This is a genomic window from Sinosporangium album (assembly GCF_900100605.1).
GTDB lineage: Bacteria > Actinomycetota > Actinomycetes > Streptosporangiales > Streptosporangiaceae > Sinosporangium > Sinosporangium album.
This window is the reverse complement of record NZ_FNCN01000004.1, coordinates 1-14,610: the sequence shown is the minus strand read 5'-3', so window position 1 is coordinate 14,610 and position 14,610 is coordinate 1. Positions and strand designations below refer to the sequence as shown.

The 14,610-nt window shown below is 68.6% G+C and carries 12 protein-coding genes and 1 pseudogene; 10 read left to right on the top strand and 3 right to left on the bottom strand.

From position 1 onward, the window contains the following. The first annotated feature begins 318 nt into the window (after window positions 1-318). A complete protein-coding gene (gene pyrE / locus BLQ73_RS05055; RefSeq protein ID WP_093169239.1) occupies window positions 319-852 on the top strand; it encodes an orotate phosphoribosyltransferase in 534 nt (177 codons plus the stop codon). A gap of 87 nt (window positions 853-939) precedes the next feature. Here pyrE and BLQ73_RS05050 read toward each other — a convergent pair whose 3' ends face one another. Next, window positions 940-1,821 (bottom strand): ion transporter, encoded by an 882-nt coding sequence (locus tag BLQ73_RS05050; protein ID WP_093168774.1) that lies wholly within the window; start codon window positions 1,819-1,821, stop codon window positions 940-942. Between the two features lie 121 nt (window positions 1,822-1,942). Between BLQ73_RS05050 and BLQ73_RS32095 the strand changes: the two genes are divergently transcribed. Further along, window positions 1,943-2,092: a hypothetical protein gene (locus tag BLQ73_RS32095; protein WP_176955280.1), complete on the top strand. Its 150-nt coding sequence runs from the start codon at window positions 1,943-1,945 to the stop codon at window positions 2,090-2,092. Here the strand turns inward: BLQ73_RS32095 and BLQ73_RS05045 are convergent. Continuing rightward, complete coding sequence (locus BLQ73_RS05045) at window positions 2,070-2,780, bottom strand: DedA family protein (protein ID WP_093168772.1); 711 nt, start codon at window positions 2,778-2,780, stop codon at window positions 2,070-2,072. The two genes, BLQ73_RS32095 and BLQ73_RS05045, sit on opposite strands and share 23 nt — an antisense overlap. Here BLQ73_RS05045 and fbaA point away from each other — a divergent pair. From fbaA to BLQ73_RS05025, 4 genes are all read left to right on the top strand, one after another. Further along, window positions 2,698-3,957 carry a class II fructose-bisphosphate aldolase gene (gene fbaA / locus BLQ73_RS05040; protein WP_338056592.1) on the top strand — a complete coding sequence of 420 codons (1,260 nt, stop codon included), beginning with the start codon at window positions 2,698-2,700 and terminating at the stop codon, window positions 3,955-3,957. The two genes, BLQ73_RS05045 and fbaA, sit on opposite strands and share 83 nt — an antisense overlap. Before the next feature lie 95 nt (window positions 3,958-4,052). Beyond that, window positions 4,053-4,475 carry a DUF3151 domain-containing protein gene (locus BLQ73_RS05035; protein WP_093168768.1) on the top strand — a complete coding sequence of 141 codons (423 nt, stop codon included), beginning with the start codon at window positions 4,053-4,055 and terminating at the stop codon, window positions 4,473-4,475. A 146-nt stretch (window positions 4,476-4,621) separates the two neighbouring features. Next, window positions 4,622-5,905 carry an adenylosuccinate synthase gene (locus tag BLQ73_RS05030; RefSeq protein ID WP_093168766.1) on the top strand — a complete coding sequence of 428 codons (1,284 nt, stop codon included), beginning with the start codon at window positions 4,622-4,624 and terminating at the stop codon, window positions 5,903-5,905. Window positions 5,906-6,047: 142 nt separating this feature from the next. Next, window positions 6,048-6,974, top strand: a complete 927-nt coding sequence (locus BLQ73_RS05025; RefSeq protein WP_093168764.1) for a glycerophosphodiester phosphodiesterase family protein — start codon at window positions 6,048-6,050, stop codon at window positions 6,972-6,974. Here the strand turns inward: BLQ73_RS05025 and corA are convergent. Further along, window positions 6,955-8,073, bottom strand: coding sequence for a magnesium/cobalt transporter CorA (gene corA, locus BLQ73_RS05020; RefSeq protein WP_245690802.1), 1,119 nt, complete (start codon window positions 8,071-8,073; stop codon window positions 6,955-6,957). The genes BLQ73_RS05025 and corA overlap by 20 nt on opposite strands. A gap of 401 nt (window positions 8,074-8,474) precedes the next feature. On the opposite strand from corA, the gene purD reads away from it, so the two are divergent. The 4 genes and pseudogenes from purD (at window position 8,475) to BLQ73_RS05000 (ending at window position 14,592) form a co-directional block, all read left to right on the top strand. Further along, a complete protein-coding gene (gene purD / locus BLQ73_RS05015) occupies window positions 8,475-9,722 on the top strand; it encodes a phosphoribosylamine--glycine ligase (RefSeq protein WP_093168760.1) in 1,248 nt (415 codons plus the stop codon). Window positions 9,723-9,971: 249 nt separating this feature from the next. Continuing rightward, window positions 9,972-11,027 (top strand): annotated as a pseudogene (locus BLQ73_RS05010) (GmrSD restriction endonuclease domain-containing protein); the annotation flags it as partial. A 783-nt stretch (window positions 11,028-11,810) separates the two neighbouring features. Beyond that, a complete protein-coding gene (gene murA / locus BLQ73_RS05005) occupies window positions 11,811-13,094 on the top strand; it encodes a UDP-N-acetylglucosamine 1-carboxyvinyltransferase (protein WP_093168756.1) in 1,284 nt (427 codons plus the stop codon). A 265-nt stretch (window positions 13,095-13,359) separates the two neighbouring features. Then, the gene (locus BLQ73_RS05000; RefSeq protein WP_093169237.1) at window positions 13,360-14,592 is read left to right on the top strand and encodes a GTP cyclohydrolase IIa; all 1,233 of its coding nucleotides are present in this window, start codon (window positions 13,360-13,362) and stop codon (window positions 14,590-14,592) included. Window positions 14,593-14,610 lie beyond the last annotated feature (18 nt).

Genomic DNA, 14,610 nt, shown 5'->3' with positions numbered 1-14,610 from the left:
GCATCGCTTTGCCGGGATTCAACACTCATAGTGACCTCACGATTACGCGGGGTTGCCCGGCAAATCATTCCGCATGCCTTGTCCCAGCTAAACCGAAGTCAAGTCTTTGCCCCCGACAAGCCGAAACTCGAAAGTCGCACTGCTGCGCGGAGGCGGACAATCAGGGCCCGACACCGGACCCGCAACCTGTCCACACCCCTGTCCACACCTCTGCCCGCGACCCCGCCTGCGACCCTGCCCAACACCCCTGCGACCCCGCCCGCGACCCTGCCTGCAGCCCCATGCCGACGCCTCTCGGCGGCCCCCTAGGCTGTGCTCATGAGCAATCGAGAGAACCTGCTGGCCGAGATCAAGTCCAAGGGCGTCGTGCACGGCCGCGTCACGCTGTCCTCGGGCAAGGAGGCCGACTTCTACGTCGACCTGCGCCGGGTCACTCTCGACGGAACCGCGGCCCCGCTCGTCGGCCAGGTGATGCTCGACCTGACCGAAGACCTCGGCTACGACGCCGTGGGCGGCCTCACCCTCGGCGCCGACCCCGTGGCGACGGCCATGCTGCACGCGGCGGCCTCGCGAGGCCGGTCGCTCGACGCCTTCGTCGTCCGCAAGAGCGAGAAGGCCCACGGCCTCCAGCGCCGGGTCGAAGGGCCCGATGTGGCGGGCCGCCGGGTGCTCGCCGTCGAGGACACCTCCACCACGGGCGGCTCGGTCCTCACCGCCGTCGAAGCCCTCCAGGAGGCCGGCGCGGTGGTCGTGGGCATCGCCACGATCGTCGACCGCGGCGCGGGCGAGCGCCTGGCCTCCACCGGCCTGCCGTACCGCACGGCGTTCACCCTCGCCGACCTCGGCCTCTAGCCGACCCCCTCCAGCCGACCTCTAGCCCGCCTCTGACCGTGCGTCCCACCGGTGGGGTTCACCCGTGGGCTTCACCGGGCCTGGCGCTCAGTGCGTGGAGCCCTGACGGCCGTGCGGAACAGGGCCGTGCGGCACTGGGCCGCGCGGAACAGGGCCGTGGGGCACGGTCTGGGCCGAGGCCGTGTCGCCCGCCTGCCGGGCCAGCAACTTGTCGAGCTTGGCGTTGACCGCCGCCAGCTCCTCCCTCAGTTCGTGGATGTCGGCCTCGGCGCGCGCCTCGGCCGGGGAGGACTCGGCGTCGTCCATCGCGTTGACCACCACCGCGATGAACAGGTTCAGGGCGACGAAGGTCGACATCAGGATGTAGGCGATGAAGAAGATCCACGCCCACGGCTTGTGCCGCATGACCTCTTGGGCGACGCTCCCCCAGTCGTCGCCGGTCATGATCTGGAACAACGTGAACAGCGAGCGGGGCAACTCGTCGAAACGGTCGGGAACGATCTCGCCGAACAGCTTGGTGGCGACCACCGCGGCGATGTAGATCAGAAGTGTCAGCAGACCGATAATGGACGCCATGCCCGGCATGGCGGTCAGCAGCGCGCCGACCACGCGGCGCATGCTGGGCACGGCGGAGACCAGCCGCAGCGCTCGCAGGATGCGCAGCGACCGCAGTATCGAGGTCGGTCCCGAGGCGGGCACCAGCGCGACCAGCACGATGATCGCGTCGAACCAGTTCCAGGGGTCGGACCAGAACGCGCGCCCGTAGGCGTACAGGCGGACGGCGAGCTCGACGGTGAAGATCGCCAGTGCGATCCGGTCGATGGCGTGGAGCAGCGTGCCGACGTGCTCCATCAGGTAGGCGCTGGTCTCGCAGCCGATGGTGACGGCGTTGATGACGATGACCGTGACGACGGCCCGCTGGGTGAACCTATGTTCAAGAAGCTGCCGGAGTTGCTGCCTACTCGGCATCGAGCATGACTCCCTCGTAGTCTCAACGACACGTCTCAACGACAGGTCTCAACGACACCAATCGGGATCATGGTAGGCGGAGCGGTCGAACCGGCCGCGAGGGGCGGGCCAAAAGCCTCCCGTGGAGGGGCGGCCCGGGCAGGAGGCGCTCGCCGGCGGGGCCGCGGTGCTCGCCGACGCGGGCGCCGTCAGGGTCGAGGTGAACGGTGTGCCGCGTTCGGCCGCGACCGCGGGTGAACGCCAGGTCTTCAGGGCTGAGCGTTCGTCCTAGAGCGCGCTCGGCGCTGATCCCCGCGCTCGCGCCGAGCCCTGCGCCGGTCGCGGCGTGCTTTCACGATCTCGCGGACGATGGGAATGAGCGACAGCGCGATGACGACCGCCGCGCCGGGAAGAATGTATCTATCGATATCGGGCACGGCCATGCCGACGAACCGTCCGAATATCAGCAGCCCATCGGTCCAGACGACGGCTCCCACGCAGTTCCACAGGAAGAAGCGTTTGGAGTCCATGCCGAGCATGCCGGCGACGGGGTTGAGGAAGGTGCGGACAATCGGAATGAACCTCGCAAGAACGACCGCCCTGGCCGGGCCGAACTTCTCGAAATAGTGCTCCGCCTTGTCCACGTATTCCTGGCGGAACACGCGTGATCCGGGCCGATCGAAGAGCCTTCGGCCGTATTTCGCCCCCAGATGGTGGCCGAGCTGCGCGCCCGCGATGGCGCACAGCGGGGTGAACACGAGCAGCACGGGAAAGGAGAGCGGCGAGAGACCGGGGATGGCCTTGGCGGCCTGCGCGGTGCTGAACACCCCCGCGGCGACCAGCAGGGAGTCTCCAGGCAGGAAAAACCCGATCAGCAAGCCGGTTTCCGCGAAGACGATGCCGAGCACACCGACCGTGGCGAACGGCCCGAGAAGGCTCAGCCACCACTTCGGATCAAGAAGGTTCCCGAGAGTGTCCACCCTCCGGGATCTTACTCTCCGTAATCACTACACCACCGGTAGCGACAGACGGGCGGACACCTCCGTAGGCGGCATGCCCCTGCACACTCGGCCACCCCGACGCGGGATACTGGCCAACGGTAAGTCGTATACCGCCGTCTCCAGGGAGATAACGATGCCTATAGCGACGCCAGAGGTCTATGCGGAGATGCTCGACCGGGCCAAGGCGGGCGGATTCGCCTACCCGGCGATCAATGTGACGTCGTCACAGACGTTGAATGCCGCCCTGCGCGGTTTCGCCGAAGCTGAGAGCGACGGAATCATCCAGGTCTCGACGGGCGGTGCGGAGTTTCTTTCCGGCACCACGGTCAAGGACATGGTGACCGGCTCTGTGGCGCTGGCGGAATACGCCCGGGTCGTGGCTGAGAAATACCCGGTCACGATCGCTCTGCACACCGACCACTGCCCGAAGAACAAGCTCGACGGCTTCATGCGCCCGCTGATCGAGATCTCGCGGGAGCGGGTGGCCAGGGGCCAGGACCCGCTGTTCCAGTCCCACATGTGGGACGGCTCCGCCGTACCGCTGGAGGAGAACCTCCAGATCGCGGCCGAGCTCCTCGAAAAGTGCGCGGCGGCGAAGATCATCATGGAGATGGAGATCGGCGTCGTCGGCGGCGAGGAGGACGGCGTCGTCGGCGAGATGAACGAGAAGCTCTACACCACGGCCGAGGACGCGATCGCGACCGCTGAGGCCGTCGGCGTGGGCGACCACGGGCGCTACATGCTCGCGGCGACGTTCGGCAACGTGCACGGCGTCTACAAGCCGGGCCACGTCAAGCTGCGCCCGACCGTCCTGAAGGAGATCCAGGAGGCCGTCGGCGCGAAGTTCGGCAAGGACAGGCCGTTCGACCTCGTCTTCCACGGCGGCTCCGGCTCGGAGCTGCACGAGATCCACGAGGCCATCTCCTACGGTGTCGTCAAGATGAACATCGACACCGACACGCAGTACGCCTTCACCCGCCCGATCGCCGCTCACATGTTCACCAACTATGACGGCGTTCTCAAGGTGGACGGCGAGGTCGGCAACAAGAAGGTCTACGACCCGCGCTCGTACGGCAAGGCCGCCGAGGCGTCCATGGCCGCCCGCGTGGTGGAGGCCGCCCAGCACCTCAAGTCCGCCGGCACCAAGCTGCGCTAGCCACTCGCGGCCGTCCCGCGACTCTCCCGGGACGGCCATTCGAGAATGTCCCTGTATACCCTCTGTGCTCGGCCCGGTGAGGAGAGGTAAGACTTATGTCCATGGAAACCCAGAACCTACTCGCCGGGCCGCCGCCGACCTATCTGCCGGACCTGCCCGAGGCCAAGAACGCCCTCACCTCGGGCGCGAAGGTCTCGGATGTCGCGGCCCGCTTCCCCACCTACCCGGCGGCGTGGGCGGCACTCGCCGACGAGGCGTTCACGGCGGGGCACGCGGTGACGTCCTACGCCTTCTCACGTACGGGCTACCACCGCGGCCTGGATCAGCTGCGCCGCGCCGGCTGGAAGGGGCACGGACCGGTCCCGTGGGAGCACGAGCCGAACCGGGGCTTCCTCAGATGCCTCGCCGCCCTCGCGCGGGCCGCCCAGGCGATCGGTGAGAAGGAGGAGGCCGAGCGCTGCCTGCAGTTCCTCAAGGACTCCAGCGCGACCGCGTACGACGAGCTGTTCCCCGCCTGATCAGCGACTTCAGGCGCTTCGCCCGGCATGCGACCTGTCAGGAGGCACGATAATGCCTCCGCGTGGGCGCGTCGGGTAGTCTCTGAACGCAAGAGCCCCTGTCGCGCTTGCGGCGGGGGATTCGTTTTGTGCTGGGAGACATAACCATGCCGGCTGTCGTTCTCGTGGGCGCCCAATGGGGCGATGAGGGCAAGGGCAAGGCCACCGACCTGCTCGGCGGCGATGTCCACTATGTCGTCCGTTACCAGGGCGGCAACAACGCGGGCCACACCGTGGTGATCGGTGACCAGAAGTACGCGCTGCATCTGCTGCCCACCGGCGTACTCTCGCCCAACGTGACGCCGGTGATCGGCAACGGCGTGGTCATCGACCCGGGGGTGCTGCTCAGCGAGATCGACGGGCTGCGTGACCGCGGCATCAGTTGCGAGCGGCTCCTCATCTCGGCCGGAGCGCACTTGATCATGCCTCACCACAAGGCCCTCGACAAGGTGACCGAGCGCTACCTCGGCAAGGCCCGCATCGGCACCACCGGCCGGGGTATCGGCCCGGCATACGGCGACAAGATCGCCCGCATGGGTGTGCGCGTGCAGGACCTGCTCGACCCGGGCATCCTCGAAAAGAAGATCGACATGGCCCTGGGCGAGAAGAACCAGGTGCTCACCAAGGTCTACAACCGGCGCGGCATCGACGCCGACAAGGTCCTCGATGAATACCTCGGTTACGCCGAACGGCTGAAGCCGCACATCGCCGACACCTCCCTGGTCTTGAGCAAGGCCCTCGACGAGGGCAGCGTCGTGCTGCTTGAGGGCGGGCAGGGCACCCTGCTCGACATCGACCACGGCACCTACCCGTTCGTCACGTCGTCCTCCCCCACCTCGGGCGGCGCCTGCGCCGGGGCGGGCATCCCGCCGAACCGCCTCACCAGGATCATCGGCATCCTCAAGGCGTACACCACGCGCGTGGGCTCCGGGCCGTTCCCCACCGAGCTCGACGACGACATGGGCGAATGGCTCCGCCAGACCGGCGGCGAATACGGCACCACCACCGGCCGCAACCGCCGCTGCGGCTGGTTCGACGCCGTGATCGCACGCTACGCCACGCGCATCAACGGACTCACCGACTTCTTCCTCACCAAGCTCGACGTGCTCTCCGGGCTTGAGCGCATCCCCGTCTGCGTCGCCTACGACGTCGACGGGGTCCGCCACGAGGAGATCCCGATGACGCAGACCGAGTTCCACCACGCCAAGCCCGTCTACGAGGAGTTCCCGGGCTGGCAGGAGGACATCACGCAGGCCAAGACCTTCGAGGACCTGCCGCCCAACGCCCAGGCTTATGTGCGGGCCCTGGAGGAGATGAGCGGCGCGCCCATCTCCGCCATCGGCGTCGGCCCCGGCCGCACCCAGACGCTGCAGATCCGCTCGCTGATCTGACGCCGCTTCCGTCCGTACGGCCCCGGCCCGCATGGCCGGGGCCGTACGCGCAATGGGGCGGTGCCGTACAAGCGGTGCGAATCGCTGGCCCTGACCTGCGGGCTTGCCGGGGATACGTACAGGGGGGCGGTAGGGTCCCAGTGTGCATGTCGAGATCCACGGTCATCGCGGGGCGCGAGGGCTCCGCCCCGAGAACACGCTGCCCGGGCTGAGCCACGCGCTGGAGGTGGGGGTCCACGCGCTGGAGTTCGACGTCGCGGTGAGCGCGGACCGCCAGCTCGTGCTCACGCACGATCTGACGGTGTCGAAGGTGACGAGCGCGGACACCGGCGCCGCCATCCCCGGCGACCCGCTCTACCCTTACGTGGGCAAACCCATTAAGAAACTGACGCTGGCGCAGCTCCGCACGCTCGACGTGGGGGTGCGCCTGCCGAAGCATCCGAACGACCGGTTCGCGCTGACGCAGGTGCCGGTCCCCGACACGCGCATGCCGACGCTCGGCATGGTGCTGGGCCTGGTGGCGGCCTACGACGCCGACGACGTGCGGCTGCACGTCGAGCTGAAGTCCAACCCGGACCGCCCGGACCTGTCGGCGGACCCGCGCGAGTTCACGGAGATGGTGGTGGCCGAGCTGGCCCGCCACGGCCGGTTGGACAACGCGGCGATCCTCAGCTTCGACTGGCGCATCCTCGGGCACACGCGGGAGCTGTCCCCGGAGACGGGCAGGTTCGCGCTGATCGAGAAGGCGACGATGGGATCCCCGTGGCTCGCGGGGCTCGACCTCGACGACTTCTGCTGCGACATCCCCTCGGCCGCGGCGGCCGTGGGGGCGACGGTCCTGTCGCCCGACCACGTGCTGATCGACGAGGTCTTCATGGCGTCGGCCATGCGAGCGGGGCTTCCGGTGGCGGCGTGGACGGTCAACAACGCCGGGCGGGCCGGCGAGCTGCTCGACCTCGGGGTGAGCGCGGTCGTGACGGACTACCCCGACCGCATGCGGGAGCTGTGGGCCTCGCGCGGCATGCCGCTGCCCCGGCAGGTGAGCCTGCTCAAGCCCGTGGGGGCTTGACGCCGAGCCACCCGTTGCGGCGGAACCCGCGATAGAGCAGCGCGCAGACGACGACGATGACGGCGAGCACCACCGGGTAGCCGTAGGGCGACCTGAGCAGGGGCATGTGGTCGAAGTTCATGCCGTAGATCCCGGCGATCATGGTGGGCACCGCCATGATCGCGACCCATGAGGTGATGCGGCGCATGTCCTCGTTGACCAGGGCGTTGGAGCGGGCGAGCGCGGCCTGCAGGACCGAGTTGCACAGCTCGTTGGAGAGCTCGACCTGCTCGCAGACCCGCGTCAGGTGGTCGACCACGTCGCGGAAGTAGTCGCGCATGTCCGAGGGGATCTGGCGCCGCTGCGCCAACGTGGCGAGCGGCGCCACCAGCGGGGTGACCGCCCGCTTCATGTCGATCATTTCACGCTTGAGCTGGTAGATCCGGCCGATGTCGCGCGAGCTGACCGAGGCGAAGACGGTCGCCTCGACCTCCTCCAGCTCCTGCTGCATGAGGTCGGCCACATGGAGGTAGCGGTCCACGACGTGGTCGGCGACCGCGTAGAGCACCCCGGTCGCTCCCCTGCCGAGCAGCTCGGGCTTGCTCTCCAGCCGCGCGCGGACCTCGCTGAGGGGGCACTGCTCGCCGTGCCGTACGGTCACCACGAAGTCGCGGCCGACGAACGCCATGATCTCGCCGGCCGCGATGATGTCGCTGGAGGCGCCCTCGTCGGCGTTGTCGAGGAACGCGAGCGTCTTCAACACGACGAACAGCGAGTCGCCGTAACGCTCGACCTTCGGCCGCTGGTGGGCGTTGACGGCGTCTTCGACGGCGAGGGGATGCAGGTCGAAGACCTTGGCGAGCCACTCGACCTCGTGGGCCTTCGGCTCGTGCAGCCCGACCCACACGAAGGCCCGCGCGCCCGCGTCGGGGGCGTGGATCTCGTGGTGGTCGCGGACGAGCGCGAGGGCCTCCACGATGCTCTCGGCCTCCACCCGGGTGCCGTCGACGTAGGCGGCGAACTCGACGAGCGAGCGGCTGGGTGGAGCGGCGCCATTGACGGACTGCACGGGAATCTTGGGAGTGCGTGTGGAGGTGGTGGTGCGAGGGTGACGAGTCATACGGGCGAAAAGCGTAGACGAACGCATGGCAGTGCCTTCCCGCCCAGCCTGGTCAAACCACGCGCGCCAGAAGAAGAAGTCACCTCAGTCCGTAAGGAGACGCACGTGGGCTACGGCCGGGCCGCCGATGTGGAGTGGCCTAGGGCGCGCACGACGAACGTGCGCCATCGAGTACTGCTGGGATCACCAGAGCTCATCCCGGACCACCTCCAATCACCACGAGACGCCATGGGACCGCCAAAACCTAGCACAAGGCAAAAGGCAGGGCTCATCCTAGCCCCTAACGCAACTCTGATCGTCATTGACCCGGAAGCCTGGCGTGGCGCACCGTCATGCGCCGCCTCCGCACACCGGGTTATCCACAACCTGTGGACAACGATGCTCCGCTAGGCTTATAGCCCGTGCGCGTACTTGTGATTGGTTCCGGCGGGCGCGAGCACGCGCTCTGCCGATCCCTCAGCCTCGACCCCGCGGTCACCGACCTCCACTGCGCCCCCGGCAACGCCGGGATCGCCGAGATCGCGACCCTCCACGGCCTCACCCCGACCGACCCCGACCAGGTCACCGACCTGGCGCGGCGGCTTCAGGCCGACCTCGTGGTCGTCGGCCCCGAAGCCCCGCTCGTGGCCGGGGTGGCCGACGCCGTACGGCAGGCGGGCATCCCCTGCTTCGGCCCGTCGGCCCGGGCCGCCATGATCGAAGGCTCCAAGGCGTTCGCCAAGGAGATCATGGTCGCCGCCGGCGTCCCCACCGCGCGAGCGCGCACCTGCGCGACGGCCGACGAGGTCGCCGCCGCCCTCGACGAATTCGGCGCGCCGTACGTCGTGAAGGACGACGGGCTGGCCGCCGGCAAGGGCGTCGTCGTGACCCGCGACCGCGACGAGGCGCTGAAGCACGCCGCAGGGTGCGAGCGGGTCGTCGTCGAGGAGTTCCTCGACGGGCCCGAAGTGTCGCTGTTCGCCCTGTGCGACGGCACGACCGCCGTCCCGCTCCAGCCCGCCCAGGACTTCAAACGCGCCCGCGACGGCGACGCCGGCCCGAACACCGGAGGCATGGGCGCCTACACGCCGCTCCCCTGGGCCCCCGAAGGCCTCACCGAGCAGATCATGGCCGAGGTCGTCCTCCCCACCATGGCCGAGCTCGCCCGCCGCGGCACGCCCTACACGGGCGTGCTCTACGCCGGGCTCGCCCTCACCTCCAAGGGGCCCAAGGTCATCGAGTTCAACGCCCGCTTCGGCGACCCCGAGACCCAGGTCGTCCTCGACCGCCTCGCCACCCCCCTCGCCGGGCTCCTGACCGCCTGCGCCACCGGCGCCCTCTCCACCCACGGCCCGCTGGCCTACCGCGAGGGCGCCGCCGTCACCGTCGTGCTCGCCGCCGAGAACTACCCCGGCGACCCCGTCAAGGGCGACGCCATCGACGGGCTCGCCGCCGAAGTGCCGCACGCCTACGTGCTGCACGCGGGCACCGCCCGCGACGCCGAAGGCCGCGTCGTGTCGGCCGGAGGCCGCGTCCTCAACGCCGTCGGCACCGGCCCCGACCTCGCCGCCGCCCGCGAAGCCGCCTACGCCCTCCTCGGGCGGATCTCCCTGCGCGGCTCCCACCACCGCACCGACATCGCCGCCGCGGCCTCCGACACCTCCATCTGACGACACCCGTAAGACGAGCCGGGCCGCGAGGCGGCCCGGCTCGCCGCGTTCCCGGGCCCACGCCGTACGGCAGGTCGGGCAGGTCAGACTTGGGGCAGAGATCCACAGACGTAGCATTGGGTAGCGCGAGAGGGGGTTGACATGGCTCAACGGCCCAAGACAGAAGAGATCACTCCGGTCGGACTGGTCGAGCTGGCATGAGCCGGTCGGCTCCGCTTTCCCGCGTTCGCGGACTCTCATCGCTGGGAACGCGACGATGTCGCGCGGCTTTTCGATAGCCTCCTCCGCGGCTACCCCATCGGCGCACTTGTCGTGTGGAAGCGCCCCGCACCTGCGGCGACTGTGCGCTTGGGGCCGTTCGCCGTAGAGGCTCCGGAAACTCCTGATGCATTGTGGGTCCTCGACGGCAGGCAGCGGGTCATCAGCCTGGTCGGCGCCCTGTCCGCCTCCGAAGAGACCGTCGACCCGCGGTTTCGTATCTTCTACAACCTCAAAGAGGACACCTTCGTCTCGATCGGCCGACGCGAAGAGGTTCCCGATGAGTGCCTACCTCTCACACTCACGCTGGATCCCGCGGGTGTGTCGTCGTGGACCGAGGCGCGCTTTTGGCTCACCAAGGCGGAGTTGATGCGTGTGAACGCCCTGATCGCGGAACTGCACACCGCTCCCATTCCGATGACGGTCATCGAGGGGCCCGACGAACGGCGAGCGCATCAGATCTTCGACCGGCTGACCTTCGGCGGGCACCCGGATCGGTGGCGCACGACACGACTCGATGTGGGCGGTGCCGCACCCGGCGCCGGCGCCGGGACAGGGCTCGCGGCGCTCGAATCAGATGTCGATGCGTTCGGGTTCGGAGAGATCCCCGCTGACGTGCTCAAGCATTCGGTGGCGGCGGTCCGATTCGGCAGGCCGTACGACGCCGCCCTGGACACGTTGACCGGCGACGAATGGAACGCGGCGTTCCGCCGCACCGAGCACGCGCTCGGCATCGCTGTCGACTTCCTCCGTTCCGACGCGGACATTCCTCATGATCGCGTGCTGCCCGGCCAGTGGGTTCTGGTGCCCTTGGCCAGGTTCGTCGCACTGTTCGGCGCCCCCACGGGGCGCGTGGCGGAGCTCCTCCGCCGTTGGACATGGCGCGGCTTCGTCGACGGGATCTTCAGTCGCCAGGAGTCGGCACTCCCCGTGATCAGTTCGATCGGCGCTGCTCCCCTGACGAGCGCGACTCGGTTGCTCAGCGGCGTGAGACCGACCGTCGACGTCCGCGGAGAGCTCGACTGGACTGTGAAGTTCCCCCAGTGAGCGCCACGCGCTCCTCCCGGAGAACGAGCACGCCATGATGGCGTGGATCTCGCTCGCGGGGATCGAGGTGCCTCAACGCAGGCTCGTCCCCGGAGAGAAGCCGACCGGCATCCCCGACGGTTTGATCGCGCCGGGCGAGAGGCCGATCCGCGCTATGTCACCATTGATCATTTCCGGAGGTTCGCGGTGGAGGCGGGGGGCGATCCGGAGGAGATCGCGGGCGTTGTGCGCGAGGTGGTCGGGTGCTTGGCGGATCGCTGGCCTGAGGTGGTGGACTCCTGTCCTGTGCCTGCGTTTGTGCGGGGGCATGTCGGGGAGCGACTGCGGGGGCTGCCCCTTGTCAAAGGGGCTTGAAGAGAGCTGGCACAATTAGAGCAGTGAACCCCGAAATTGGGTCAGGTTAGCCAACCTGGCATTCCGCATAGGAGTGAACAAATCCACCAAAACTGGCTCACCTCTTCAGGGTCCGGGGGGCCAGTGAGTGTTCTTCGGGTCATCCTGGACCCGGACAATCGGGTATGCCTGATGTGTCACCCCAGACGGGTGAAGAATACTCAATGAAGTGTTTTTCATCCTGGGCGCGGGTCGGTGAGGGATGAAGACATCGATCAGCGGGCGGGACGGCCCCGAGGTCTCGCCGTACGAACCCGGGCCGTAGGGGAAGGTCGCCGGGCCAAGGGGAAACGGCAGGGCCAAGACCCTCTAGCGGCTACTGTGGGGCCCGACAACCCGGCTGCCGCCCAATTTTGTCATCTCTCGCGACTTCCAAGGAGCCTGACGCAAATGGTCAGTTACCGCGTGCGCGGTGGCAACGCACTGCGTGGAACCGCCTTCATCCAGGGCGCGAAGAACGCCGTGCTCCCGATGATCGGAGCGGCCCTGCTGGCGGCCAAGGGCCGCACGGTGTTGCGCAACGTACCGATCATCGAGGACGTACGGCGCGCCGTCGAACTCGCCCACACCATCGGGGCGAAGTGCGAACTACACGAGGCCGAGCGCACCCTGGTGATCGACGCTTCCGAGCTGACCAGCCCGGTGCTGCCCGCCGACATCGCGCGGCGGTTCCGCGGCTCGGTCCTGTTCACGCCGGCGCTGCTGCACCGCCTCGGGGAGGCCGTGGTGGAGGGGGTCGGCGGCTGCAACCTGGGCAGCAGGAACCTCGATTTCCACTACCTGGGCTACAAGCGGCTCGGGGCGACGGTCGAGGAGCAGGAGACCGTCATCCACGTCAAGGCCGCGGGCCTGACCGGCGCGAAGCTCTACCTGGACACGCCGTCGCACACCGGCACCGAGAATCTGATCATGGCCGCGGCGCTGGCCAAGGGCACGACGGTGATCGAGAACGCCGCGCTGGAGCCCGAGGTGCTCGACGTGATCGAGATGCTGACCCGCATGGGCGCGCGGATCAGCGGCGGCGGGACGGGGTTCATCACGGTGGAGGGCGTGAGCGAGCTCCGGGCGGTGGAACACACCGTCATGCCCGACCGCCTCGACGCCGGGGTGTTCGCGATGGCGGCGGCGATCACGGGCGGCGAGGTCAACCTGGTGGGCGCCTCGCTTGAGCACCTGGGCGTGGTGCGGTGGAAGCTTGAGCAGATGGGCGTGGAGTTCTCCACGCACGGCGCGGTCCTGCATGTCCGCAGGGAGCGTCCGCTCCGCCCGATCAACATCATCACCGACACCTACCCGGGGTTCGCCACGGACCTGCAGTCGCCGATCATGACGGTGGCGTGCCTGGCCGACGGCGCGAGCTATATCCACGAGCGCATTTTCGACGGCCGTTTCGCTCTGGCGGCCGAGCTCAACAAGATGGGCGCCGACGTCGAGGTCGACGGCAGCCGTGCCGTCGTCAAGGGCATGACGCCGCTGCGCGGCACCGACGTGACGGCGCACGATCTGCGCTCGGGTATCGCGCTGGTGCTCGCGGGTCTGGCGGCCGAGGGCGAGACCCGGATCGCCTCCGGCTATCTCATCGACCGGGGGCACTCGTATCTCGCCGAGCGGATGCGGGCTCTGGGCGCCGACATCACGAGAGAGATTTTGACCTCAACCGGCACAGTCGCCTGAACGTGCACAATGCCCTCTGAGCTGCGTGAATGAACAATTTGGTCTGACATTCACCCTTGCCCCGAATCTTTTTCCGGAAATCCGGGCGTGACATTACGGCCGTCACGAGCGATCGTTCCAAAAGAGAGCACTGCATACGGACGGCAGGATGGGACGAACATTGGTCGAACGGGCCGAAGAAACGCCCCGAGTGTCACGCCCGGGCACTCTGACGCCGGATCTCACGATCGGCGTGGTGGGGCCGCATGATCTCGTGGAGAGAGTCATGCTCATGGGCCACGCCGCGGCTCCATTGCCGTGTCGCCTTGTGGCGGCCGCCTACCGCGATGAGCAGGAGGCAGCCGACAAGGTGACACGGCTCGGGCCAGGTGTGGACGCCTGCCTGTTCGCCAGCCCGGTCCCCTACGACCTGGCTCGGCGTTCGGGCGTGCTGACGATGCCCGCCACCTTCGTGCAACTCGGCGGGGCCGCGCTGGTGGCCACGCTGGCGAAGGCGGCAATGGACGAGCGGTTCGACCCGAGGCGCGTCAGCGTCGACGTGGTCGCCCGCCCAGATGTGGAGGAGGCCTATTCCGACCTTGGATTATCCGCGGCGGAGGTGCACACCCGGGAGGACCCCGGAGCTACAGGCACCATCGCCGCCTATCACGAACGGCTGCACCGCCAGGGCAGCACGTCAGGAGCACTGACATGCCTGCCGATGGTGGCCGAGCGGCTACAGACGGCCGGGGTTCCGGTCATCCGTATCCGCCCGACCTCAGGTGCGGTGCGCACCGCGCTGCACACCGCGGCCCTCCTGGGCGCCCATCACCGCTTGGAGGAGTCGCAACTGACGGTGGTGCTGGTCGAGGTGCCGACCCTGCGCGAGCCCGTACGGCGGGCCGCGCCGCGCTATTGGCGCGACGAGCTCCGGCTTTCGCTGCACCGGCTGCTCGTGCAGGAGTCCAACCGGATCAACGCCACGGTCTGGCCCATCGACGACCACAGCTACCTGATCACCGCGACCAGGGGCTCGGTGGCGGTGGCCACGGACGGTTTCCGCGTGCTTCCGTTCGCGGCCAGAATCCGCGATGAGCTCGGTCTGGCGGTCGAGGTGGGTGTGGGCATGGGTCGCACCACGCACGACGCGGAGAGCCACGCACGGGCCGCGCTGGCACGCACTCAGGCGGGCAAGCAGGCGCAGGGCTTCGCGGTGGACCGCGAAGGCCGGGCGCTCGTCCCCCCGCCGCGGATGCCTCCGGCCGGCTCGACCCCGCTGAAACCCAAAGGGGTCGAGGTGCTGGCCCGTCTGGCGGCCAAGCTGTCGGGCGGGGACACGGTGGTCGACGCGGAAGGGGCCGGGCGCATGCTCGGCGTCACACCCCGCACCGCTCGGCGGTTGCTGCGCACGCTGGTTGACGAGGGACTCGCGTGGCCGCTTCCGCCGAACCGGACTCCGCAGCCGGGTCGGCCGCGTCAGCTGTACCGGCTGATCATCGAAAAGCTCGGCAGCCGCTGAGCGGCTTCTCGGTGGGTG

Excerpts from the sequence above, each read along its gene's own strand:
- BLQ73_RS05050 (WP_093168774.1), bottom strand. The coding sequence starts at position 1,821 with ATGCCGAGTAGGCAGCAACTCCGGCAGCTTCTTGAACATAGGTTCACC.
- BLQ73_RS05035 (WP_093168768.1), top strand. The coding sequence starts at position 4,053 with ATGTCCATGGAAACCCAGAACCTACTCGCCGGGCCGCCGCCGACCTAT.
- BLQ73_RS05030 (WP_093168766.1), top strand. The coding sequence starts at position 4,622 with ATGCCGGCTGTCGTTCTCGTGGGCGCCCAATGGGGCGATGAGGGCAAG.
- BLQ73_RS05000 (WP_093169237.1), top strand. The coding sequence starts at position 13,360 with ATGCTCATGGGCCACGCCGCGGCTCCATTGCCGTGTCGCCTTGTGGCG.
- pyrE (WP_093169239.1), top strand. The coding sequence starts at position 319 with ATGAGCAATCGAGAGAACCTGCTGGCCGAGATCAAGTCCAAGGGCGTC.
- fbaA (WP_338056592.1), top strand. The coding sequence starts at position 2,698 with ATGCCGAGCACACCGACCGTGGCGAACGGCCCGAGAAGGCTCAGCCAC.
- corA (WP_245690802.1), bottom strand. The coding sequence starts at position 8,073 with ATGACTCGTCACCCTCGCACCACCACCTCCACACGCACTCCCAAGATT.
- murA (WP_093168756.1), top strand. The coding sequence starts at position 11,811 with ATGGTCAGTTACCGCGTGCGCGGTGGCAACGCACTGCGTGGAACCGCC.